Annotated in this window: 18 protein-coding genes; 3 read left to right on the top strand and 15 right to left on the bottom strand. The window is 70.7% G+C overall.

Annotation, left to right across the window (positions count from 1 at the left end; genetic code table 11):
- Positions 1-2 precede the first annotated feature (2 nt).
- Positions 3-443 (top strand): SRPBCC family protein, encoded by a 441-nt coding sequence (locus JOF29_RS42270; protein WP_209699890.1) that lies wholly within the window; start codon positions 3-5, stop codon positions 441-443.
- Here the strand turns inward: JOF29_RS42270 and JOF29_RS42265 are convergent.
- Both JOF29_RS42265 and abc-f read right to left on the bottom strand, forming a co-directional pair.
- Positions 440-1,213 (bottom strand): enoyl-CoA hydratase/isomerase family protein, encoded by a 774-nt coding sequence (locus JOF29_RS42265; protein WP_209699889.1) that lies wholly within the window; start codon positions 1,211-1,213, stop codon positions 440-442. The two genes, JOF29_RS42270 and JOF29_RS42265, sit on opposite strands and share 4 nt — an antisense overlap.
- 108 nt (positions 1,214-1,321) lie before the next feature.
- The gene (abc-f, locus tag JOF29_RS42260; protein ID WP_209699888.1) at positions 1,322-2,920 is read right to left on the bottom strand and encodes a ribosomal protection-like ABC-F family protein; all 1,599 of its coding nucleotides are present in this window, start codon (positions 2,918-2,920) and stop codon (positions 1,322-1,324) included.
- Between the two features lie 63 nt (positions 2,921-2,983).
- On the opposite strand from abc-f, the gene ypfJ reads away from it, so the two are divergent.
- Positions 2,984-3,886 carry a KPN_02809 family neutral zinc metallopeptidase gene (gene ypfJ / locus JOF29_RS42255; protein WP_209699887.1) on the top strand — a complete coding sequence of 301 codons (903 nt, stop codon included), beginning with the start codon at positions 2,984-2,986 and terminating at the stop codon, positions 3,884-3,886.
- A gap of 124 nt (positions 3,887-4,010) precedes the next feature.
- Here the strand turns inward: ypfJ and JOF29_RS42250 are convergent, their stop codons facing one another.
- The 13 genes from JOF29_RS42250 to JOF29_RS42190 form a co-directional block, all read right to left on the bottom strand.
- On the bottom strand, positions 4,011-7,031 hold the full coding sequence (locus JOF29_RS42250) for a hypothetical protein (RefSeq protein WP_209699886.1): 3,021 nt from the start codon (positions 7,029-7,031) through the stop codon (positions 4,011-4,013).
- Positions 7,032-7,064: 33 nt separating this feature from the next.
- The gene (locus tag JOF29_RS42245) at positions 7,065-7,997 is read right to left on the bottom strand and encodes a hypothetical protein (protein WP_209699885.1); all 933 of its coding nucleotides are present in this window, start codon (positions 7,995-7,997) and stop codon (positions 7,065-7,067) included.
- 108 nt (positions 7,998-8,105) lie between these two features.
- Positions 8,106-8,756, bottom strand: coding sequence for a hypothetical protein (locus tag JOF29_RS42240; RefSeq protein ID WP_307863984.1), 651 nt, complete (start codon positions 8,754-8,756; stop codon positions 8,106-8,108).
- A 20-nt stretch (positions 8,757-8,776) separates the two neighbouring features.
- Positions 8,777-9,553 (bottom strand): TadE/TadG family type IV pilus assembly protein, encoded by a 777-nt coding sequence (locus tag JOF29_RS42235; RefSeq protein WP_209699884.1) that lies wholly within the window; start codon positions 9,551-9,553, stop codon positions 8,777-8,779.
- Positions 9,540-9,971 carry a TadE/TadG family type IV pilus assembly protein gene (locus JOF29_RS42230; protein ID WP_209699883.1) on the bottom strand — a complete coding sequence of 144 codons (432 nt, stop codon included), beginning with the start codon at positions 9,969-9,971 and terminating at the stop codon, positions 9,540-9,542. Before JOF29_RS42230 ends, JOF29_RS42235 begins: the two co-directional genes overlap by 14 nt.
- A gap of 11 nt (positions 9,972-9,982) precedes the next feature.
- The gene (locus JOF29_RS42225) at positions 9,983-10,411 is read right to left on the bottom strand and encodes a TadE family protein (RefSeq protein ID WP_209699882.1); all 429 of its coding nucleotides are present in this window, start codon (positions 10,409-10,411) and stop codon (positions 9,983-9,985) included.
- 11 nt (positions 10,412-10,422) lie between these two features.
- The gene (locus tag JOF29_RS42220) at positions 10,423-10,641 is read right to left on the bottom strand and encodes a hypothetical protein (protein WP_209699881.1); all 219 of its coding nucleotides are present in this window, start codon (positions 10,639-10,641) and stop codon (positions 10,423-10,425) included.
- Between the two features lie 44 nt (positions 10,642-10,685).
- Positions 10,686-11,606 carry a type II secretion system F family protein gene (locus JOF29_RS42215; protein ID WP_209699880.1) on the bottom strand — a complete coding sequence of 307 codons (921 nt, stop codon included), beginning with the start codon at positions 11,604-11,606 and terminating at the stop codon, positions 10,686-10,688.
- The gene (locus JOF29_RS42210; RefSeq protein ID WP_209699879.1) at positions 11,603-12,508 is read right to left on the bottom strand and encodes a type II secretion system F family protein; all 906 of its coding nucleotides are present in this window, start codon (positions 12,506-12,508) and stop codon (positions 11,603-11,605) included. The genes JOF29_RS42215 and JOF29_RS42210 overlap by 4 nt, the downstream gene beginning before the upstream one ends.
- 4 nt (positions 12,509-12,512) lie before the next feature.
- Positions 12,513-13,823, bottom strand: coding sequence for a TadA family conjugal transfer-associated ATPase (locus JOF29_RS42205; RefSeq protein ID WP_209699878.1), 1,311 nt, complete (start codon positions 13,821-13,823; stop codon positions 12,513-12,515).
- A gap of 67 nt (positions 13,824-13,890) precedes the next feature.
- Positions 13,891-14,694: a CpaE/TadZ family protein gene (locus tag JOF29_RS42200; protein WP_209699877.1), complete on the bottom strand. Its 804-nt coding sequence runs from the start codon at positions 14,692-14,694 to the stop codon at positions 13,891-13,893.
- Positions 14,694-15,431 carry a hypothetical protein gene (locus JOF29_RS42195; protein ID WP_209699876.1) on the bottom strand — a complete coding sequence of 246 codons (738 nt, stop codon included), beginning with the start codon at positions 15,429-15,431 and terminating at the stop codon, positions 14,694-14,696. Before JOF29_RS42195 ends, JOF29_RS42200 begins: the two co-directional genes overlap by 1 nt.
- Before the next feature lie 62 nt (positions 15,432-15,493).
- Positions 15,494-15,973 carry a hypothetical protein gene (locus JOF29_RS42190; RefSeq protein ID WP_209699875.1) on the bottom strand — a complete coding sequence of 160 codons (480 nt, stop codon included), beginning with the start codon at positions 15,971-15,973 and terminating at the stop codon, positions 15,494-15,496.
- A 118-nt stretch (positions 15,974-16,091) separates the two neighbouring features.
- Between JOF29_RS42190 and JOF29_RS42185 the strand changes: the two genes are divergently transcribed.
- The gene (locus JOF29_RS42185) at positions 16,092-23,228 is read left to right on the top strand and encodes a hypothetical protein (RefSeq protein ID WP_209699874.1); all 7,137 of its coding nucleotides are present in this window, start codon (positions 16,092-16,094) and stop codon (positions 23,226-23,228) included.
- Positions 23,229-23,281: the final 53 nt, after the last annotated feature.

The raw sequence follows: 23,281 nt of genomic DNA, 5'->3' as shown, positions 1-23,281 counted from the left end.
GCGTGAGCGATATCCTGCACCGCGTGGGCATCGTTGCCCCGAGCAAGGACGTTTACGACGCGCTGACCACGATCGACGGCCTGGCCGGCTGGTGGACCGAGGACACCACCGGTGACGTCGACGGCGTGATCGCGTTCCGCTTCGCCAGTGCGGGCGGCGACGGGTTCGACATGAAGGTCCTGGAGACCACCCCGGAGCTGATCCGCTGGGAGGTCGTTGGTGGCCCCGACGAATGGATCGGCACCCAGGTCAGCTTCACGCTGTCCCGGGCCGACGACTTCACGATCGTCCTGTTCAAGCACGAGGGCTGGCGGGAGCCGGTCGAGTTCATGTACCACTGCAGCACCAAGTGGGCCACGTTCCTGATGAGCCTCAAGCGGTACGTCGAAACCGGCAAGGGCGAGCCGGCCCCGAACGACGTACTCGTCAGCAACTGGCACTAGCTCCCTGAGCCGAAGGCGGCGAGGAGTTCCTTCAGGCGGCGCTCCTGGGCCTCACGCTCGGCCTTGAGCTGGTCGTCGTACGTGCGGTCCGCGGCGCCGAGGAGCAATGCCTTGGTCTCGCGGATCGCGCCCGGCAGCGGGCCGAGCACGGCGTCGGACAAGTCCTTGACCGTCGCCTCCAGCTCGTCCGCCGGTACGACGATGTTCGCGAGGCCGAGCTCCTTCGCCTCGGCCGCCTCGACCCAGCGGGTGGTGGCGCAGATCTCGAGGGCCCGGGAGTACCCGACGAGCTCGACGAGCGGCTTCGTGCCGCCGAGGTCCGGGACCAGGCCGAGCGACGGCTCGCGCATGCTGAACCGCGCGTCGGGGGTCACCACCCGCAGGTCGCAGGCCAGCGCGAGCTGGAAGCCGGCGCCGACCGCGTGCCCCTGGACGGCCGCGATGCTGACGATCTCCGGCCGCCGCAGCCAGGAGAAGCCGGACTGGAAGTGCGCGATCAGCTCCAGGACCTCGGCGGTCGGCTTGGCGCCGAGGTTCAGCAGCGGCTCTTCGCCGAGGTCGTTCTCGCCCATGATCAGCCGCCGGTCGAGCCCGGCCGAGAACGACGGCCCCTCCCCCGACACGATCACCACGCGGACGCCGTCCGGCAGCGACGTACCGAAGTCCGCCAGCTCGCTCCACATCCGGGGCGTCTGGGCGTTCCGCACCTCGGGCCGATCCAGCACCACCCGGGCCACCGCACCGTCGACACTCAGTCGCAGACCAGTCATAGGACGGATATTACTCAGAAGTAGAGGGTGTCCGGGAAATCTGCGCCGTAGCGATCAGGTGCCCGCCGAGTGCCGCGCAGTAGGCGCAGATCTCCCGGACACCCTCCGTCAGGCAAGCGAGACCAGGTCGGCGTACTCGTTCGTCCACAGGTCCTCGACGCCATCGGGGAGCAGGACGACGCGTTCGGGCTCGAGGGCCTCGACCGCGCCCTCGTCGTGGGTGACGAGCACGATCGCGCCGGTGTACGAGCGGATCGCGTTCAGCACCTCTGCCCGGGACGCCGGGTCGAGGTTGTTGGTCGGCTCGTCGAGGAGCAGGACGTTCGCCGCGGAGACGACCAGGGTCGCGAGGGCGAGACGGGTCTTCTCACCACCGGAGAGCACGCTGGCGGGCTTGTCGGAGTCGTCGCCGGTGAACAGGAACGAGCCGAGCACACTGCGCGCCTGCGTCTCGTTCAGATCCGGGGCCGCGGACTTCATGTTCTCCAGCACGGTCCGGTTCACGTCGAGCGTCTCGTGCTCCTGGGCGTAGTACCCGAGCTTGAGGCCGTGGCCGTCGATGACCTCGCCGGTGTCGGCCTTCTCGATCCCGCCGAGGATGCGCAGCAGTGTGGTCTTGCCGGCACCGTTCAGCCCGAGGACCACGACCCGGGAACCCTTGTCGATCGCCAGGTCGACGTCGGTGAAGATCTCCAGCGAGCCGTACGACTTCGACAGCTCGCGCGCCATCAACGGCGTCTTGCCGCACGGCGCCGGCGTCGGGAACGAGATCTTCGCGACCCGGTCGGTCTGGCGCTCGTCCTCCAGCGAGGACATCAACCGCTCGGCGCGGCGCAGCATCTGCTGGGCGGCCGCCGCCTTGGTCGCCTTGGCGCGCATCTTGTTCGCCTGGTCGACCAGCTGGGTGGCCTTCTTCTCGGCGTTCGCGCGCTCGCGCTTGCGGCGCCGCTCGTCGGTCTCGCGCTGGCTCAGGTACGCCTTCCAGCCGACGTTGTAGACGTCGATCTCGGCGCGGTTCGCGTCCAGGTGGAAGACCCGGGTGACGGTCTCCTCCAGCAGATTCACGTCGTGGCTGATCATGATCACGCCACCGGCGTACGACTTGAGGAAGTCCCGCAGCCAGATGATCGAGTCCGCGTCCAGGTGGTTGGTCGGCTCGTCGAGCAGCAGCGTCCCGGCCTGCGCGAACAGGATCCGGGCCAGCTCGACGCGCCGCCGCTGACCGCCGGACAGGGTGGACAGCGGCTGGCCGAGGACCCGGTCCGGGAGGCCGAGGTTGGCCGCGATCCGGGCCGCCTCGGACTCGGCGGCGTACCCACCGGCGGCGTGCAGGTCCGCCTCGGCACGCTCGTACCGCCGCATGCCCTTGGCGCGGGTCTTCTCGTCGTCGCTGGCCATCGACTTCTCGGCGCTGCGCAACCGCCGTACGACATCGTCCAGCCCGCGGGCGGACAGGATCCGGTCCCGGGCCAGCATGTCGAGGTCGCCGGTGCGCGGATCCTGCGGCAGGTAGCCGATCTCGCCCGACGAGGTCACCGACCCGGAGGCCGGCAGCCCTTCGCCGGCGAGGATCTTGGTCAACGTGGTCTTGCCGGCACCGTTACGGCCGACCAGCCCGACCTTGTCACCCGGGCCGACCCGGAACGACGCGGGCGCCAGCAACTGCCGGGCACCGACGCGAACCTCGAGATTGGAAACAGTGATCATCGGGGGTACGCAGGGGTCCTTACGCTGGGGTCCGGCCGGGTTGGCTGCTCTAGTGTATGTGCCGTGAAATTCAATCCGGATGCGGATCTCGACACCAGCGGTGTCGAGGACACCCGCGGTAGCGGTGGCGGGGGTCGCGGCGGGCTGCCGGGCGGGGTGATCCCGGTCGGCGGCGGCATCGGCGGCCTGATCCTGCTGGTCGTCATCCTGCTCCTGAGCGGCGGTCTGCCAGGCGGAGGTGGCAGTGACGAGCCGGTCACGCAGAACACGGCAGCGGGCAACCTCAGCTCCTGCACGAAGGGCACCGACCTGCAGTCGAACTCGGACTGCCGGTTCGTCTTCTACCAGAACTCGATCGAGAACTTCTGGGCCGCGGAGCTCCCCCGGCACGGGAAGAAGTACACCCGCGCCCCGCTGCGGGTCTTCGACGGCTCGGTGAACACCGGCTGCGGCCCGGCGACCAGCGCGGTCGGCCCGTTCTACTGCCCGCCCGACCAGCGCGTGTACCTGGACCTCGGCTTCTTCCAGACGCTGCAGACCGATCTCGGCGCGAAGGGCGGCGAGTTCGCGGAGGCGTACGTCGTCGCGCACGAGTACGGCCACCACATCCAGAACCTGTACGGCATCCTGGACCGGATCAAGACCCGGAACGGCCCGACGTCGGACTCGGTCCGCTCCGAACTCCAGGCCGACTGCTTTGCCGGCATCTGGACCAACCACGCCACCACGGTCCCCGGCAAGAACGGCAAGCCGCTGATCATCGGCCTCACCCAGGACGACATCGAACGCGGCCTGGACGCCGCCGCATCCGTCGGCGACGACCGCATCCAGCAGAAGACCCAGGGCCAGGTCACCCCGGAAAGCTTCAGCCACGGCACCGCCGCCCAACGCATGCGCTGGTTCAAGGCCGGCATGGACTCCGGCGACCTAACCGCCTGCGACACCTGGTCGGCCCGCTCCCTCTGAAGCGGCCCGCCCACTCAGGCGGAGGGTTGCCCGCTCAAGTGGAGGGTTGTCTGCCGCCATTTTCAGTGGGCAAGCCTCCAGTTCAGGGGATATCCCCTGAACTGGAGGGTTGTGCGACAGGGGATCAGGCGACCTGGGCGGGGCGGTGGTAGCCGGGGAGGAGCTCGTCGACGAGGGCGTCGGTTTCGGCTTCGGGGCCGCGGGGGGCGCCGTGTTTGGTGAGGGCGGCGTACATCTGGCCGGCGACGTTGGTGACGTCTTCGGTGGTGCCGAAGTGGGCCGCGAGCCGGAGGGTGGCCCGCCACAGTTCCTCGGAGGCCGGCGAAAAGCTCAGGCCGGTCTGCAGGGCGGTGCGGGCCAGGTTGCCGTCGTTGTGGCCGAGGGACGCCTCGGCGAGCCGCAGGGCGGCGTCGACGACGGCCTCGACCATCCGGCGCTCGATGCCGGACGCGGCCAGCCACGAGTAGCGGCCGCCGGGCAGGTTCGACCAGGCGGCGCCGTGCACCAGGCTGAGCGCCGTCGACAGCGGGCCACGCGGGTCGTCGACCATCGACGCCTGCTTCGCCAGCGTCCGGAACACGTCCCAGTCGACCCGGACCACGCTGCGGTTCAGCATCCAGCGGCCGGACTCGTCGGCGTACATCGCGTCCACACCGACCCAGCGGCGGGTGTGCTCGAGCGCCGAGTCGCGCAGCTCCTGGCTGATGCCGCGCGGCCAGATCGCACCGGCCAGCACGTTCGGGTGTACGCCGTAGTCCTGGCTGGCCAGGAACGCGATGATCTCGGTCGCGAGCGCGATCCGGCCCTCGTCGATCACGCCGCGTGCATCCACCTCGACCGGGCCGAGCAGGTCCACCTCGACCGGGGCCGGCTGGCTCAGGTCGGTGGCCGAGAACTCGTACGCCGGCATGTCCTGCTCCGACCGGCGCTTGTCGCGAGCATCCGCCTCGGCCGCGTCGAACAGCTGGACCAGGTCCGCGAACTGCTCCGGGTCGATGCTGTGGGCATCGACCTCGAGGCCGAGCAGCCGGCAGACCGCCTGGTCCTTCTCGTCCACGACGAACCGCCACGGCGCGTTCAGCACGTCACCGACCACGACCACCGAGATGCTGCGCTTGGTGTCCGCGGCCACCCGGTTCAGCTGGTCCTGCTCCTCCGGTGACGGCGGCGCCGACACGAAGATGATCTCCGCGCCCCACAGCGCCGCGTCCGGGTGCGTCATCCGGGCCTCGGCGACCGAGCCGGCGTTCCGCCGCTGGCAGGCCTGGACCTGCGCCTCGGTACGACGGACCACCTCGCCCATCGCGTCGTCCAGCCGCACCCAGTAGCTCAGCCTGCTCGGCGACAGCGACGACAGGTCGTCACCGAATCCGACCATGCTGATGTGCGCGCCCTCCGACCACAGGTTGGTGGCCAGCTCGACGGCCAGCGAACCGACCACGTCGCGGGACGCGTTGGTCACGCCGCCGAACGCGACGATCCCGTTCGCGGTGTCGAGGTCGATCAGGACCGTGGCACCGTCGGCGTTCTGGCCGACCGTGACCAGCGTCGGGTACGGCGCGGGCGCATTCACCTCGCCGGACGGTCCGTAGCCGCGCCGCAGCGTCCAGCGGGTGCCCTCGGCGATCGCCTGCCACGGACCGGGCGGGGCGGGCTGCGCCTCGTACGGGTCCAGGACCAGGGTCAGCGCGCGGCCGGTCACCAGCGCGGCGACCACGTTCGGCATCGGGCGCCCGAGCTGGGTCATGTCCGCGCCGAGCTTGCGAAGCGAGTTGTCCACGAACTGCGCGGTCGGTACGTCGGCCGCCAGCCGCAGGTCGATCTCGGTCTGCCGCTGACCGGCGGCCTTCGGCCCCGGTCCCTGCGCCCAGCCGCGGCGGCGCTTCAGCGCCAGCGCCAGGCCGGCCGCGAGCAATGTCGCGCCGAAGCCGAAGATGCCGGCCTCCTGCAGGCTGATGCCGCCGCTGTGCGCGGCGATCGGTGCCGCCACCGGCACCTGGGTACCGCCGCCGGCCGGCTCGCCCTGCGTGTTCGTCCCGGTGCCCGGGATGTGCGGCTCGGCCGTCACGTTCGGGCCGCCCGGCTTGACGTTCTTCGCGCCCGGGTCGGTCGTCGAGCTGACGATCCCCAGCGAGGACCCCTTCTCGATGCCCTGCTCCGCGTAGCGCCCCGGACCGCTGGTCCCGGTCTCGGTCCTGTGGTCGACCGCGACCTTCGGCTTGGCCGTCGTCTTGGTCCCGGTCGTTTTCGTCCGGGCCTGAGTGGTGTGGGTCTTGGTCTCGGTGGTCGACGTGTGGTCGCCGATGCTCACCCGGACCGTGTGCACCCCCGGGCCCTTCGCGTCGGCCGGCAGCCGTACCTGCCAGCCCGGCATGATCAGGTCCGGGTTGGTCAGCCGGCGGCCGTCCGGCTGCAGCTTGTCCTTGTTGAGGTCGTAGATCTCCTTGTATCGGCGACCGTCGCCGAGATGCCGCTCCGCGATGTCCCACAGGCAGTCGTAGTTGCGGCCGTGCGGCGGGCGCACCTCGGTGTACTTGATCACCTGACCCTTGTGGTCATGGTTCGTCCGGACGCCGGTGGTGGTCTTGTTCGCCTGCTGGTTGCTGCCGCTGAGGATCGTGCTGGACGCCTCGGTCTGGCGGAACTGCGACGACGTCGAATCCTGCGTGCTGTGCCGCGCCGTGACCGCGGTCGGGGCGACCGGGCCGCTCGTCGTGGCGGCGCTCGCCACCGGCAGGCTCACGCCCGCGCCGGCCGCGATCAGTACGACGGTGCCGATCAGCCGCCGGGCCAGCGCCTGCGAGCCGCCGCCGAGCGGGACCCGTGGGGACAGGCCGTGGCCGCGGACCTCCGCGACCGCCTCCGCGATCAGGCAGACCACGAAGTGCAGCCAGGCGATCCAGACGAAGAACGCGATGATGCCCAGCACGGTCCGGACGTTCAGCTCGCTGAACAGCATGCTCTTGGTGGGCATGCTGTCCGGCCACGGCGTACCGAAGAATCGCAGCAGCACGTACGGCACACCGCCGACGATCGCGAGGATCGCGAGCAGCGCGAGGAAGCCCTTCAGCCGGTCCGCGCCCGGACTCGTCGACCGCCGCTGCGGCAGCCGCGCCGCGCGCACCGGATCATTCGTCCTTACCATCGCTCCTCCATACCCCCGCCATCAGCCACCGGATCAACCACCGATGGCCTCGACTTCCTGCACCGGCAACCGCTGTACGGCGTGAACGCTCGCCTTCCCGATCGGCTTCCAGCCACCCGCGTCCTTGCCGATCCAATAGGACACTTCCCAGGTGATCGTCAGCTTCACGGTGTACATCCCGTCCGGCTGACTCGCACTCGACTTCGCGTACTTGTGAAAACACGGGTTGAGCTGGTGGTACGGGTCTTTCGTCTGGTCGTATCCCGTCGGGTCGTCCAGCGGCGTCGTCCCGGTCAGGCAGGTGAACTCACCGGTGCCGTCACCCGGATCGATCGCCAGCTCCACGACCATGCCGCGCATGGTCAGGTTGTGCCCCGGGCTGAAGTAGCTGCTCGTCGTCCCGTCGGTCTCGTACACCTCGGCGGTCTGCGGCGTCAGCGTGAAGTAGGCCGGGACGTTCACCCGCGGCGTGAACGTCGGCATGACCTGCAAGGCCGGGTCCGGGTAGTTGGTCTGGAACCGGTACCAGAACTGCTTCATGTAGTCCGGGAACGGGCACTGGGCTTCCTCGGCCGCGTCGACCGGCATGTACGCGCGCTCCAGGTGCGCCTTGTCCCCGCCGTTGTAGGTGTCCAGGTTGTAATCCGTGATGGTCACCCGGAGCACCCACTTCTTGCCGTCCGGAGCCTTCGGCAGCCGGATGCCCGGCGGGATCTCGAAGTTCCGGCAGGGCACGAACGGCTTGCCCTCGAGCCGCGTCTTCCAGGTCGGCGGCGGAGGCCCGTCACCGAGGTACGGCTGGCCGGAGCTGCAGTAGGAGCCGAAGCCGACCGAGTTGACGTACATGCTGCAGACCGAGTTGCCGGTGGTGATGGTCTCGGCGGAGGCGGTCGTGGCGGGGACTGCCACCAGCAGTGCGAGAACTGCGCTCAAGGCGAGCAGCGCGCGGCCTACCCGGTTGTGCATCCTCACTCCCCAGACTCGTCTTCCCGCAGATTATCTTCGACCAGGGGCATCATGCCCGTTGCCCAGTGCCCCGTCACCTCTTCGCAACCTGAAAATCGGCGTTCTGATCTAGGCCGGATAGCGGATGCCCGCACAGTTCACGCCCTTGCTCGTGACCAGCCGGTACGGCAGCCAGCCCATCCCGGTCTTCACCATCTCGATCACCTCGGCCGATCCGTGCGGTGCCGCGACGGTCCAGTTCTGTGCCTTCGGGTCCCAGTACTGCGTGCTCTGCGAGCGGCAGGTCTGCACCGTCACGGTGCCTTGCGGCGTACTGCGGGCGCCGACCACGACCACGCTGCCCGGCGGCTTCATCACCCAGCCGTTGCGTTTGGCATCCACGATGCCCTGCGCGACGTCGGCGTAGAAGAACGACGGGAACCGCTGCTTCAGGATCGTGTCGTCGCGGTCGACGAGCGCCTTGAAGTACAGCGGGTAACTGGTCACGAGCCCTTGGACGGCGGGGTTCGACCCGAAGTTCCCGGCCTGGACGATCACCTGCTTGGCGGCCGGCTTCTCGCTGGTCGCGGGCTGGGTCGGGGCGCTCGTGGCCGTCTCGCTCGGCCCGGACGACGGCCCACCGGTCGGCGTGTTCGACGTCGACGTACCGGAGTCGCCGCCGGCCGGGACCGGGTGGCCGCCGTCGTTCGAGTCCTTGCCGCAGGCACTCAGCAGCAGTACTCCGCAGAGCACCGCGGCGGGGATGGCAAACGTATGCACGAAGAACGATCCTCCGTTGTCTAGCGCCGAGGCGTCTTAGAGGGCTTGGGGCGGCCGGTAGGCACGGACTTGGGCGGGGTGGTCGGCGTCGTGGTCGGTGTCCCGGACGGACCCGGCGTCGGCGTCGGGGTCACGTTCGGAGAGCAGGTGGCCGGGAACGGGAACGGGGTCAGCGTCCAGGTCGGGCGTGGGGAGCCGACGGTCCAGGTCGGGCACGGCAGGTCGATGGTCGGCGGGACCGCGGTGGTGATCGGGATGTTGCCCGGGCCGTCGGGGCTCGTGTTCACCACGATCGACGGGATGGTCGGGCTGTCGTCGGCCTTGTTGACGCCCTGTTCGGCGTGCGCCTGGCCGGTGCCGACCGCCTTCAGGGACTGTTTGCCGATCAGGCCGAGGAAGGTCGTCCGGTTCTGGATGTCGACCTGGATGTCGACCTCCTTGTCGGTCAGCGTGGTCGGGCCGCAGGAGGTCACGGCCGGATCGTTGGACTGCACCTGGCCGCAGAACCCGGCGATCGCGGTGGCGGCCTTGGCGGTGTCGATCTTCGCCTCGGCCGAGTTCAGCTGGATGGCGGCGGCGCCGACCCGGGCGGCCTCCTGCGCGTAGCCGACCGCGCGGGACCGGGCGCCGAGTTGCCGGCCGCCGTCGATCACCAGGCCGGCCAGCGTGAAGATCATCACCGCGAGGATCGCCACGGCGGGGCTCAGTGCGCCGCGCGCGAACCGCCGGTGCGGCCGCGGTGCGTCGATCCGCAGGAACTCGACGAGCCGCGACCTCAGGTGGTCAGGAGCCGGCACCGCGCACCCCCCGGTACGGGTCGAGCGACGACGTGAAGCGCTTGGTGATCTTGGTGTCGCCACCGAGCCCGAGCAGGCCCAGGTCGCGGTAGTTGATCGTGCACGTGACCTCGACGGACAACGGCGACCCGGCAACGAACCCGGTGGTGATCGAGCCGCTCGCGGTCTCCTTGCAGGACTTCACCGCTTGGCCCAGCGCGTCGCTGACGGCCTGGTCGACCCGGCCCTGCGCCTCCTGGACCGACCGCGACTGGCTGGCGCCGCGAGCACCGTCGCGGGCTGCACCCTCCAGCAGTGAGGAGGTCTGGAAGTACCGGCCGCAGGCGAGCAGGAACATGAACAGCGCCAGCAGCACCGGCGCGAGGATCACCATCTCCAGCGCCATCGTGCCGCGCTCACGGCGCCGCCGAAGCTGCATCGTGGGAATCCTCACTTGTCGGCTTGGAACTGCTCGATCGGGCCGGTGGCGGTCCGGCTCACCGTCAGCTTCAGGCCGGGCACCAGCGAGACGGTGTCACCGGTGACGGTGAACGAGACCATGCCCTGCGGGCTGTTGTACGACGGGAACGGCACGGCGGTGTTCTGCAACGTCGTACCGCCCAGCTGCTGGGCGTAGGACTGGATGTCCGAACGCACCTTCTCCCCCACCGCGTCGGTGTAGACCGTCGGCTGCACGAGCCGCAGGCGGGACACGCCTTCCTGTGCGGCGTTCAGCGCGACGGACCGTCCGTACAGCCAGAGGGCGGTCTGGATCGAGATGAAGATCAGCGCGAGGATGGCCGGCGCGAGGATGGCCAGCTCCAGCGTGCTGACTCCCCGCTCGGACCGTTTCCGCCGCCTGCCGCGCCCCAGCCGCATCGGTGTGGCCGTCAGCCCTGGTCGATCTCGGACGTGCGCTTGCTGATCACGCGCTTCACGACCACGCCGATCGCCAGCGCGGCCGCGACCAGGATCGCCGAGATGATCGCCCACTCCAGTGCGGAGGCGCCAAGCTCGGTCTGTCCGGCGCGCTGACGGGCGCGCTGCGCCTGGGCTCGCGCCACCGCGTAGCCGGCCATCGCCCGCCAGAACATCAACTCCGAGGTCATCCGCATGCCTTCCGATTCGTGGGGCCGAAACCGGCCCCAGTATGTCAACTGCCTAGGATCGCCACGCCTGCCGGGAAGGCCAGGAACAGGAAGAAGGCCGCGATCATCACCAGCTGCGCGACCAGCATCGACTGGGACCGTTCGCCGGCCTTGCCTTCGACGTCGGCCAGCTCCTTGCGGCGCAGCGACGCCGCCCGGGCGAGCAGCGACGACCGGATCTTCGCGCCCTCGTCGCCGGCCAGTGCGAGCGCCGACGCCAGGTCCCGCAGTTCCTCGACGCCCAGGTCCTCGCCGAGCCGGGCCATCGCGTCCCACGGCGTGATGCCGATCAGCCGCGCGTTCGCCAGCGCCTGCCGGATCCGGGCCATCGCCCAGTGCTCACCGATCGTGGATGCGGTCATCAGCGCCTCCGGCAGGCCGCGGCCGCCGGCCAGGTTCATCGCGACCAGGTCCAGGAAGCTGCCGACCACGTGCCGGAAGTCCCGCCGCCGCTTCTCCGCCTCCTGGCGCAGGGCCAGGTCCGGCAGGAAGAACGCCACGCCCATGAAGGCGAGCGTCACGATCGCCGGTGTCGCGCTGGGAGCGGTCAGGCCGATCGCGGAGAACAGGAACAGCACGATCGGGATGAAGACCATCGCGCCGAGCGCGAAGAACACCTTGGTGGCGAGCATCGCGGCGAACGGCTGGTTCATCACCGCGAGGTCCCGGCGGAGCTTGCCGAACGCCCAGCCGCGGGCGTTCGCCTCGGCCTCCAGCCGGCGGCCGAGCGTCTCCCGGGCCCGGTCGACGCCGCCGAGCACCCGCTCGCCGGCCGCACTCGTGGTGGCCCCGCCGGCGAAGCCGCCGCGGCCGGCGTCGATCCGGGCGATCGTGGACAGCACGTTGGCCCGTGGCCTGATGAACATCCGCACCAGCACGTACACGCCGAGCCCGGCGATCGCGCCGGTGATGAAGGCCCACGTCATCCGTTCACCACCTCCATCCGCTCGTCACCCGGGCGGTGATATCCGTGGTCCTTGGAGACGCCGATCAGGAACCGCTCCGGTACCTCGATCTTCGCCAGCCGCCGCAGCCAGATCAGGCCGAGCGCGTACAGGCCGATCACCACGGCCAGCACGACCTGCCCGATGAAGCTCGTGTACGGCGCCATGTACGTCGGGTTGAACAGCACCAGGCCGGCCGCCATGATCAGCGTGATCGCGACCACCACCTGCACGCTGCGCCGGGTGGACCGGCGTTCGGCCGCGACCTTCCGGCGGACGTCGAGCTCCTCGCGGGCCGAGTCCGCCAGCGCGCTGAGCACCTCCCGCAGGCCGGGTCCGCGGAGCCGGGCGTTCAGTACCAGGGCCGCGACGATCAGGTCCGCGGACGGGTCGTCGAGGTCGTCGGCGAACCGCATCAGTGCTGACGGCAACGGTTCCCGGATCCGCAGCCGGTCGACCAGCAGGTTCAGGCCGGGCTTGATCGCGGGGGCGGCGTTCACCGCGGTGGCCGGGATGGCCTGCTCCAGGCCGACCGCACCGGCGATGGTGTCGCGGAGCGCCTCGGTCCAGGTGGCCAGCGCCTCCAGCCGGTCGATCGCCCGGCGCTCCTCGCCGCTGCCGCCGAAGAACCGGTCCGCCATCCCGGCCAGCAGGCCCAGGGCGACCGCGAGCACCAGCCAGCGGGTCACCACCAGCACCAGCAGGCCGGTCGCGACACCGGCGCCCAGCCGGATCATGTTCTTGCGGTTCTCGGCGCTCCGGTTCCGGAACAGCGAGGGCGTCTCGTCCTTCGGCTCGGTACCGCGGATCGCGACGATCAGCAGCAGTACGGCGCCGCCCACCACCGCGCCGCAGACCAGCGCCGCCAAGGTCTCGTTGGTCATCGCATCACGCCCAGGTTCCGTGCACGAGCGGCTGGTACCCGAAGTGCTCGAGCTCGTTCATGCACGCGATCGGCGCGTGCGCCGCGGCCCGGCCGTCCGGTCCCGGCGCGAACACCTCGCCGGACAGCACCCGCCCGTCCCAGCCGGTCACCTCGCGGATGCTCTCGATGTACCGGCTGACGCCGCCGCCGCGCTGGTAGTCGTTGTGCCGGCGGACGAACACCACGAAGTCGAGCGCTCCGGAGATCAGCATCTGGGTGGCGTCCATCGGCAGCCGCTCGCTCGCCTGGATGGCGTACGTGCTGATCCGGTTGAACACCTCCATCGAGCTGTTCGAGTGGATCGTCGACAGCGAGCCGTCGTTCCCCTGGCTCATCGCGTTCAGCATCGTGACGATCTCGTCGCCGAGCACCTCACCGACGATGACGCGACTCGGGTTCATGCGCAGCGATCGCCGGACCAGATCGGCCATCGTCACCTCGCCGACGCCTTCGGAGTTCGGCAGCCGTTCCTCGAACGCGACCACGTTCGGGTGCAGGTCCTTGAACTCCCCGAGCCCGAGCTCGAGCGAGCGCTCGACGGTGACCAGCCGCTCGTGCGGCTGGATCTCGTTGGCCAGCGCCCGCAGCATCGTGGTCTTCCCGGAGTTCGTCGCGCCGGCGATCATGATGTTCTTCCGGGCCGCGACCGCCGCCCGGAGGAACGAGCCGACGTCGTCGGTCATGGTGCCGTTGGCAACCAGGTCCTTGAGGAACACCCGGCCGAGCCGGGCCCGGCGGATCGACACCGCGGGCCGCGACGTCACGCCCATCACGGCCGACAGCCGGGAGCCGTCCGGCAGCCGCAGGTCCAGCTGCGGGTTCGCGGAGTCGAACGGACGGCTGGTCAGGCCGGCGTGCGCGGCCAGTACCTGAATCAGCTCGATCAGTTCCTCGTCGCTCTCGGCCACCGGGCCGGGCGTCTCCTCGCGGCCGTCGCCGTACTGCACGAAGACCTGGTCGCAGCCGTTGATGTCGATGTTCTCGACGTCGGGGTCGTCGATCAGCGGCTGCAGCCGGCCGACCCCGAACAGCGCGGAGTGGATCGCGCCGGCGATCTGCGCGTCGTCGTCCGGCGTCGGCGGCGTCCGCCCCTCGGCCAGCTCGTACCGCGCGTGGTCCTCGAGCACCTGCACGATCAGCGACCGCGCGTACTCCCGCTCGTCCTCCGCGCTCATCGGCGGTACGCCGTTCACCTGGTCGCGGCGGCGCTGCTCGTTCAGCCGCTCGGCGACCTGGACCCGCAAGCGCCGAACCAGCTCCTGGTCTGCGCTCATCGACGTCCTCCGGACGCCGATGAGCGGAGGGTGGCGCTGTATTTGATGGTGACCTCGCTTCGCTCGCTCACGGTCGGTAGTCCCCTGGCGGGAACGCCGCGTTCGCCATGTCGAAGTCCTGCGGCGGCGGGGCGGCGACCAGCGACGCCATCTCCGCGGCGATCACGCTCGCCGACCGGATCAGCTGGGTCTTGTCGAGCCGTCCGTGGCCGCGGCCGTCGAAGAACGCCGCCCCGGCCGGGTCGTACGCCAGGTGCCAGCGGTGCCGCACCGGCAGCGACATGGCGTCCAGCACGGACCACACCTGCTTCACACCGTCCCGCTGCTTCGGGTCGGCAACCACCACGACACCGAGCTGGGCGTCCACGTGATGCACGAGCGTGGACAGCCGTTCGCGCAGGTGCGCCACGGACGAGCCGGTCGCCGTACACACCATCACGACCAGACGCGCGGCCTGGATCACCGGGAGCTGCGGCGACGAGGCGCCGATCCGCCCGCAATCCGCGAGTACGTCGCTCTGCTGCATCTGGTTGAACGAGATGCCGAGCGGGTGCCACAGCCCGCCCATACCGCCAACCTGCTCGGGCGACCGCACACCGAGCAGCACGTCGAGTCCGCCGTCCAGCTGCTGGCTGTGGGCCAGGATCACCTCGTCGCCCAGGCCCTTCCGGCTCGCGGCGGCCAGGCTGACCAGACCGCGGTCGGAGTCGAGCGCCGCACCGGCCGGGCCGGTCATCCGGATCGCGACGTCGCTGCCGGCCGGGTCGCACTCGGCCAGCAGCACCTGCCGCGGCCAGAGGGCGCCGAGGACCAGGCTCGCCGTGGTCACGCCCGGAGAGCCCTTCGCGCTCGCCAGCGCCACCAGTGCCATCAGTTCGACCCGCCGCTCGCCACGTCGGTCTTGGTACCGGGCGCCAGTTTCGCGACCGACAACGTCTTCGCCGCGGCGGCAGCAGCGACCAGGTTGACCTTCGACTGCGGGACCAGGATCGTCACGTTGAGCGAGCTGTTCGCACTTGTCTTGCTGTCGGTGATCGCGCCGGCGCTCGAGGTCACCATGGCCGCGCCGACCAGCAGCGTCGAGTTGCCGCCGCCGTCGTTGCCACCCGGGACCCGGACGACCTGCACGATGTCGCCGACGCTCAGCCCGTCGGACGGCGCGTGGCCGGCGTCCAGGCTGACACCGACAAGGGCACCGTTCTGCGGGATCGGCTGCTGGCCGTCCTTGGTGAAGTTCTCCGGCGTGACGAACTGGTCCTTGTACAGCCAGCTGGTGGTGTACCGGCCGACGTACTTGCCGGCCTCGGACCACGGGACCAGCCCGCCGGTGGCGCCGGCCAGGTCGCCGCGGGAGAAGTCCTTGGGCTCGATCCGGTGGCCGGGCGGCAGCGCGCCGGCGGAGATCGCGACGAAGTCGGACCGGTTGCCGCTGTTCAGCGCGATCAGCGCGGATCCGGCGGCGCCGAGCAGGATCAGGATGACCGCGAGCGCGGCCAGCGCCGGACGTCGTTCCCGGCCGCTCGGGAGGCGGGTCGAGCCGCCACCCGCCGGTCGGCCCGTGGCCCGGGACCCTTGGGAAGAAGTGCGCGTGGAGGACGAGAGACTCACGCGCCTACCGTAATGGCAGGGAGGTACCAATCGCGCCAGCGGCCGGGCCTTCTTCCACCCTGTTACCGCGCCGCGACCCGCTCCCGCTCGAGCGGCGTGAGCAGCTGGTTGAACAGTCCCGGACCGCCGTACAACTGGTCTAGATAGGCATACAGCGCCCGAAGGCAGAGGCCGACCTGTCGTTCCCATGCCGGACGTCCTTCCATCCAGCCGGCCAGCTCGCGGCCGTCGGCCAGCGTGACGGCGGCGTTCACCGGCTGGTCCATCCGGTTCGACGCCGGGTCCCAGGCGGTGCTCGGACCGCGGACGGCCTGGACCGCGGCGGCGAGCTGGTCGAGCTGTGCGCCTGTGTAGAAGGAGCCGAACCCGTACCGGCCGCGGGCCGTGTCGGTGCCGTGCAGCTCGTCCAGGTACTCGCACAGGGCGACGAACAGTTCGATGGCGTCGTACTCCCGGTCACCCTCCGCGATCCGCCGGAGTTCGTGGACGAGTTGGCGTGCGTCGCTGACCGTCCACTCCGACGCACCGAACGTCTCAGTCATGCTGCGGATGGTAGGTGAACGGACGGCGTAAATTGTTAACAGCACGTGTGCTCCGTGTTGCTGGCAAGTAACCGATTCTTTGCTACATTCCGGAACCAGAGCGTCCCGGTGACAACTGGTGAGCACCGGGGCACTGAACGGGGAGGCGGTGATTCGGCTGACCACACCCACTTTGTCCGCCGCGGACGCGAGGGTCCGTGCCCGCTGGGCGGTCGGAAGTGCCCTGGGGATCCTGCACCCGTCGGCGGTGCCGCTGCGGAACGGCCGGGTCCGGTTGAGTACCCGCGACGATCTGCTGGACGCGGACGTGCTGCGGTCGCTGCAGGGCCAGCTCACCCGCCGGGCCGCCGACCGGGTCACCGAGGACCGCCTGCTGGCCGAGTCCGTCGCGATCCTCGGCGCCGAGGTCGCGCGCGCCCGCGGGCAGGAAGCGGCCCGCGGTGCGACCGACGCGCTCGACCGCTACCTCGGCGGGCCGGGTCTCAGCCCGTCGCAACGCGCCGAGGCCGAGGCGATGCTGCAGGTGGCGCTCGCCGGGGCCGCGGCGCACGACCCGGAGGCCGCCGAGCGGCTCCGCCGGATCCCGCAGCCGGGACCGGTCGTGCGGACCTCGGAGATCGTCGGTACGTCGGGCCTGATCAGCCGCGACGCGGAGTACCTCGACGCCCGTACGGCGCGCAGTACGCCGACGTCGCACCGCCGGCAGCGCGGCAACGTGGGCGGACGGCACCGCGCCCCGAAACGCAGCCGGCAGCAGAGCACCACCGGTCGCCGGCTCTGGACCTCGCAGATCCGCGGCACCAGGCTGGAACGCCGCGAGCGGCCCGCGTCCGAGGACGACCTCACCTCGACGCGCGCGCTCGACGTACTCGGGTCGATGAACCAGGACGACGTCGCGGCGACCCTGACCGATCGGCTGCAGGCGGACCAGCTCGCCGTACTGCGGATGCCCGGCATCGACGACCCGCAGCACGTCCGCATCGAGGTCGGCGACATCCCGCTGGGCGCCCTCGCGAGCAGCGTGCGGCACGCCGGTACGGCGACCGACCCGCACGTCGTACAGCTGTCGTCGAGGCTCACCGACCAGCAACTCCGCGTGGTCTGGGCGAACCAGACCTCGCAGCTGTCGCAGGACGTCACCGCCGGCCGGGCCGAGCGCCCGCACGGCCTGCTCGGCAAGCTCAGGTCCGCCTTCGGCAGCGAACGCCGGGACCGCCGGGTCCAGGCGGAGGTCGCGAGCTTCCAGCTGCTGCTCCGGGACTGGCACGAGGCACGGGCCGACGGCCAGCCGGTCACGGACCTGCAGCGCGACCTGGAGGGCCTCGCCCGGACGATCCGGCGGCACGGCGGCTCCGAGCCGGCGCTGCCTTGGACCGACGGCGTGGTCGTGGACCCGCAGGCCGCCGCCTTCGGAGTCGCGGCCGGCCGTGCCGCCGCGGCCTCCAACGCCGCCCCGCACACGCCGGAACACCTTCGTCGCCAGGTCGTCCAGCAGATCGAGATCCTCGAGGCCGCCGCCCAGGACCTCGACATGGACGTCGCCACCAAGCGGAACAGCTCGCTCGACGCCACCACCGACGCCGACCAGTCCGACGCGGCGGCCGCGGAGGAGGACCGGCAGCACGACCACGGCGCGCCCGAGCGGGCCCGCAAGCTCCGGGTTCTCTCCGACGAAGCCCGGCGCAAGGCAGAGCGGCATACCGAGATCGCCGACGGGTACGAGACCGCCGCCGGCACCGCACACAAGGCGCTCGCCGAGTACCGGCAGCTGCTGACCCAGATCGACGCGGGCGCCGCGCCGGCCCGGATCGCCGAGCTCGCCGGTTCGGCCGAGCGCCAGGTGCTCGCGTACGAACGCAGCCTCGACCGGGCGATGCCGGTCAAGGACCTGCTGATGACCGGCACCCCGGACGGGCAGCCGGTCACGTTGCCGGCCGACGACATCAACCGGATCCTGGCCGCGAACGGTATCGACCAGCAGATCCCGGGCCGCGGTCCGGCGCCGATGCCCAGCGCGGAGTACCGGCGGCTGATGTCCACCGACGGGATGGTGTTCCCCGTCGGCCACGACCCGGACGCCGACGTCTCGACGCTCCCCCAGGTCCGGCTGCGGCTGGTGCCGCGCGATCTCACCGAGATCACCAACCGCAACTACGAGATGGCCGAGCAGATGTCCGGCACGCTCGGCGAGGGCGGTACCAGTGTCGGCACCACCAACACCCACTCCACCAGCACGAACTTCGGCCTGAGCCTGCAGCCGTTCATCGCGCTGGCCGCCCCCGGTACGCCGTTGCACGCGGCCGCCCAGCTGGTGTCGCCGCGTGTGGACGTGTCCCGCGGCCGGACGCTGGCCGACAGCAGCGGGGCCACCGCGCACTACCAGTCCGGCTGGGTCGACGACAACCGCGGCGAATCGCTGCTGTACGAGTGGTCCGGCACCTGGGAGATCGAAGTACGGAACGCCCCCACCGAGTCCTGGTCGGCGGTCGAGACCCTCGACGCCGGGCGGCAGCAGACCTGGGTGTCGAGTGCGTACACGGTGCAGCCGCCGAAGGAGACGGTCTCGCTCGACGAGATCGGCCACGGCCAGGAAGTCACCGGCGAGTTCCCGCGGCACGCGGTCACCAGCATCACCGGCCTGCAGGACGTGACGGACCGCCTGGTACGCCGGGCCCAGCAGCAGTACGGCGGCCTCGACCGGGTCGCGTACGACCACATCGCCGGCCTGATGGTCAACGACTCGCACCGGCTGCTCCGCGAGATGAGTCAGCCCGGCGGCATCACCCGGCGGATCCCGACCGGCGGCGCGACCGAGTACGACCTGACCTGGGAGATCGAGCCGGTCTGGGCCGACGTCGAACTCGTCGGTGAGTCCAGCTCGGAGATGTGGCAGGAAGAGGTCCTGGTCGACTTCGCCGGCTCGAACGCGAGCCAGACGTTCGGTACGTCGGCAACCGCGACCGCGGGGCTGGCCTTCCCGGGCAAGCCGGACGCGGTGAACCCGCTGGGCGCGGCGACCGTGCTGAACAACGTCGGCGGCAGCGGCGTGAACCTGGCGCCGAACGTGTCGGCCGGCCGCAACGTGTCCCGGACCGGCGGGCAGAGCGTCAGCATGACCACGATCACCCCGGCCGTGCACCGCAACCAGGGACCGACCCAGGGTGTCCTGGTCGGCCTGAACGTCCGCGCGACGCTGCGCAAGGCCGGCGACCCGAAGGCCGCCCCGATCGTCGAGACGGACACCTGCAAGGCGCTGCTCCGGGTCCCGGAGAACGACCTGCTGCGGGTCGGCGGACGCGCGGACAAGGACGCCGTACCGCGGAACGCCGACGACCCTGACAAGTCGGTCAAGCTCGACCCGAACGGCCGGCTGCTGCTCCGTGGCGACCCGGCGCCGACCACCGATCCGCAGCACGTGCCGCCGTGGATGGGCTACGGCCCGGACCAGATCCGTGGTGCCGGCAAGGCGCTGCCGCAGAACCTCAAGGGCGCCGAAGCGGCCCAGCTGCAGGCGCTCGACGGACTCCGCAAGCTCGGCCTGGTCCCGCCGCACGGTGCGACGAGCGGCGACGACCTGCAGAACCGGAACTACCAGCGGATCATCCAGAACATCAACGCGCCGCGGATCGAGGCCGGCATCAACCAGGCCTGCCAGGGCGGCCTGATCGTGATGCTCGAGGACCGCGGGATCGCCGGTACGCCGAAGTGGCGGCCGTTCCGGCTGACCGTGACGCAGGACCACGACGAGGCCACCGGCAGGCTGACCACCCAGGGCGCCGGCGTCAGCGACAACGAGAACGTCGTACTGCTGGGCATCAGCTCCCGGGCCACCGGGCGGACTTCCGGGCGGTCGAAGGCGCTGCCGCTGTCGGCCGGGCTCGGCGGGTCCCGCGGCCCGGCGGCCGGGGTCAGCGGCCTGATGGGGCGGCTCGGCCTGACCGGCACCCGGACGGCCCGCGGCCGGAACTTCAGCCACACCGCCGGGCGCCGGGTCAACCGGGTCACGCTGAGCGAGTCCACCGAGCCGCTCGACCGGCTCGCGCAGGGTATCCGGATCAAGTTCGCGGAGATCACCGGCAAGGGCGACGCAGTACCGCTGGCCGATGTCCGCGGCAGCATGGAGGTCGCGTACGACAGCTCGATGACCCGCGTCGGCACGCCGGTCTACGAGAAGGACCCGAAGGCGCCACACGCCGACGCCGTACAGCAGGCCTTCCCGGTCGCCGTCGACGCCGGCGACCTGGCCGACGCGCTGTGCAAGGCGATCCCTGCGATCCGCGCCGACTCGACCGCACTGCCGTCGTTGCACGCCGACCTCGCCCCCACCAGCCTGTTCGCGAACCGGGAGTGGCTGAACGGCGGGTACCGGCTGCCGTTCACGGTGGTCCGCGCCCCGGGCAACCCGGTGCACATGCTGCGGGACCGGACGATCCTGCCGCAGGAGTACCAGATCGTCATCCGCGGCAAGGCGGTCAGCCTGACGCACCTCGCGATGAGCCAGCAGAACAGCGTCGACATCGAGTTCCCGATGAACGACGTCGGCTCCACCTCCGGTACGTCGTCGTCCGGCGGGTTCGGCGGCAGCGCCGGCGGCGGCCATGTCGGCGCAGTGGGCGCCGACGCCGTCAGCCGGAGCGGCGGGGTGTCGGTCTCCCGGACCGGCGGCCGGTCGCAGTCGACGACGATCAGCGAGACGTCCGGCGACGAGGATCTGCTGATCAACCCCGGCACCCACCACGAGTTCATGGAGCGGTACGCGATGACCGCCGACATCGTGCACAACGGTGAGGTGGTCGGGCAGGTCGAGCTGCCGGAAGCCCGCGTGCAGAAGGTGATGGCCGAGCGGCGGGCCCTGGAGCTGTACGCGGACAAGAAGCTCGACCTGCCGTTGTGGGTGGTGTCCGACGTCGCCGAGCGGTACCTGAACGACCGGCTGCCGATCAGCCGGCGGACGGCTGCCGGTGTGCTGCGGCGGTACCAGCAGGAGAAGGCCGGGGTGACCACCGGTCTGGCCGCGGAGCACACCAACGAGCGGCTGATGGCGAAGCTCCTCCAGCAGAACCAGCTTCCTGCCTCGCAGTCCCCGATCGGGCCCGCGCAGCTCGACGCAGTGGCACAACAGGTCATCGCCCACGCCGACGAACGCCGCGAGGTACACACCTCGGACGCGTACGAGGACGGCCTCGGGGCGTCCGTGATGGAGTCGGTCACCGTCGCAGGCCGGCCGTTCGACCCGCGGACGCTGGTCGAGCCGCAGGTCGACGCCGTGGCGCCGGGGCTGCGGGCCGCCAGTCTGCAGCTGCAGAACGACATCGACGTCGATCTGGACCCGCGCAGCTTCCCGGGTCACCTGAACGACATGCTCGGCGCCGGGGGCTTCTACGCGCCGATCGAGGTTCCGGTGCAGGGACAGGCCCGGCCGGACGTGCTGTTCGTCCGGGTACGGGCGCGGTTCACCGGACCGCGCACCATCGACAACGTCCCGGACAAGCCCGTCGACGAGGACAACCCGGACGCCGGCACGGAGCCCGACATCCCCCAGGAGGACGTCGGAAAGGCGCGGCAGAAGTACGACTACCAGTCGGTGGACCGGTCGACCGGCCACACGACGACGGTGTCCGGCGGGATCGACGGGAAGGGCGGCCTCGGCGGCGGAACGGATGCGTCCGGCGGCCTGTCGACCGACCAGACCCGGAACACCACGGCCGGCAGCGGCGAGCAGAACACGACCCTCGACCGCCTCGGCCACTTCGATCTGGTCAAGACCCACCGGGCGGCGGTCTTCACCACCGAGGTCGTGCGGATCCGGAACGCCGGCTCCGCCGCGCAGGCGAGCCTCCGCTGGCGGCTCGGCCGGGTCGATCCGGCCGACGTCACGACCGTGTCCGAGCGCGCCGAGGTCCGCGCCGACCTGGTCCAGTGGATCCCGCGCGGCGATGTGATGGACGGACCGCCGCCGGCCGGCAGCGCGTCGGCGGAGGCGGCGATCGCCGACCACCGGCAGATCGACCTGCCGGAGGGCGCAGTCGCGATCCGGGTCGCGCTGCACGGCAGGGACCGGGAACGCCGGCACGAGTTGCTGGAGAACCTCACGGAGTACCTGGAGCAGCCCGGTGTGCTGGGCGAGAACGGCACGGCGGCGTACGAGCATCTGCTGCACGCGAACCTGTCCGCGACCGCGCTGGCGGCCAAGGCCGGACGGATGTTCGGCCCGGGCATCGACCTGCAGTCGATGACGAAAACCGGCAACGGCAACAAGACGGTCGACGTACGTCTCCAGGCCACGGCGATCGGCTTCGAGCTGGACGGGCCCGAGGTCGAGGGGCAGGTCGGCCGGGTCTGGCGGCGTCAGAAGACGTACCGGTCCTCCAACTCCGGCAACCGGCTGACTCCGCTCACCGCGACCGGCGGCCTCGAGGGCGGCCTCGTGGGGGTCAGCGGCTCGATCGGCGAGCAGGTCAAGGAGCAGGCGTCGGACGCGAACGGCACCCGGCTGGAGACCAGCAGGTTCCTGGAGGGCCAGCTGGTCACGGTCCGGATCCCGGTCCGGTACGACGCGACCGTGCGGACGAGTACCGACAAGGGCCGCGGCGAACCGGTGACCCGGGACACGACGAAGGTGCGGGACCTGGCCCGCGGCGAGCTGTTCGTAAGGATGCTCGGGCACCAGTACCTCGACGTACTCCGGCAGATGGAGCGCGGCGCCACCCTCGACACCGCACTCGCCGACGCGCAACTGCGCGCGGAGCCGACGGACTTCGGGCGGCCGGACGTCGTCGCCGACGAGCTGCAGCAGGGGAAGTCCGGCGTGGTCAGCCGGCCGTACACGCCGCTGCTCGAGCTGATCCAGCAGGCGAAGGCCGAGGAGCGGACCATGGTGCTGCTGGTCAGGCAGGCCGACGGTCAGGAGCAGAAGTACCGGGCCACGAAGGACGGCACGCTGGAGTGCGAGGGCGACCCGCGCTTCGGCCCTGCGTTCGAGCGGCTGCACCCGACCGTCGTCCGGATGGCCGAGGGACGCGTCGACCTCCGCGAGCTGCACAACACCTTGCCGCCGGGCAACTTCAACGCGCAGGTGGCCGAGGCGCTGGTGCAGAACGGCGTACCTCGGGACGTGCTCAAGGGGCTGGACTACCAGACGACCGTGCAGCAGATGGCCTACGTGGTCAGCCATTCGGCGCGCACCCATTCGGGCGGATCCGCCGGACGAACGATTTCACCAACCGGCCACGGCCCGTCGCTGGCCGGGCCGTGAGCCGATGATGGATACTGCTGGACTTCAGCGAGAGGGGCTTCATGGGATTCTCG

Source organism: Kribbella aluminosa (assembly GCF_017876295.1).
In the GTDB taxonomy this organism is placed as follows: domain Bacteria; phylum Actinomycetota; class Actinomycetes; order Propionibacteriales; family Kribbellaceae; genus Kribbella; species Kribbella aluminosa.
This window is presented reverse-complemented; position numbering and strand designations above follow the sequence as displayed.

Excerpts from the sequence above, each read along its gene's own strand:
- JOF29_RS42265 (WP_209699889.1), bottom strand. The coding sequence starts at position 1,213 with ATGACTGGTCTGCGACTGAGTGTCGACGGTGCGGTGGCCCGGGTGGTG.
- abc-f (WP_209699888.1), bottom strand. The coding sequence starts at position 2,920 with ATGATCACTGTTTCCAATCTCGAGGTTCGCGTCGGTGCCCGGCAGTTG.
- JOF29_RS42250 (WP_209699886.1), bottom strand. The coding sequence starts at position 7,031 with ATGGTAAGGACGAATGATCCGGTGCGCGCGGCGCGGCTGCCGCAGCGG.
- JOF29_RS42245 (WP_209699885.1), bottom strand. The coding sequence starts at position 7,997 with ATGCACAACCGGGTAGGCCGCGCGCTGCTCGCCTTGAGCGCAGTTCTC.
- JOF29_RS42230 (WP_209699883.1), bottom strand. The coding sequence starts at position 9,971 with ATGCAGCTTCGGCGGCGCCGTGAGCGCGGCACGATGGCGCTGGAGATG.
- JOF29_RS42225 (WP_209699882.1), bottom strand. The coding sequence starts at position 10,411 with ATGCGGCTGGGGCGCGGCAGGCGGCGGAAACGGTCCGAGCGGGGAGTC.
- JOF29_RS42220 (WP_209699881.1), bottom strand. The coding sequence starts at position 10,641 with ATGACCTCGGAGTTGATGTTCTGGCGGGCGATGGCCGGCTACGCGGTG.
- JOF29_RS42215 (WP_209699880.1), bottom strand. The coding sequence starts at position 11,606 with ATGACGTGGGCCTTCATCACCGGCGCGATCGCCGGGCTCGGCGTGTAC.
- JOF29_RS42210 (WP_209699879.1), bottom strand. The coding sequence starts at position 12,508 with ATGACCAACGAGACCTTGGCGGCGCTGGTCTGCGGCGCGGTGGTGGGC.
- JOF29_RS42205 (WP_209699878.1), bottom strand. The coding sequence starts at position 13,823 with ATGAGCGCAGACCAGGAGCTGGTTCGGCGCTTGCGGGTCCAGGTCGCC.
- JOF29_RS42200 (WP_209699877.1), bottom strand. The coding sequence starts at position 14,694 with ATGGCACTGGTGGCGCTGGCGAGCGCGAAGGGCTCTCCGGGCGTGACC.
- JOF29_RS42190 (WP_209699875.1), bottom strand. The coding sequence starts at position 15,973 with ATGACTGAGACGTTCGGTGCGTCGGAGTGGACGGTCAGCGACGCACGC.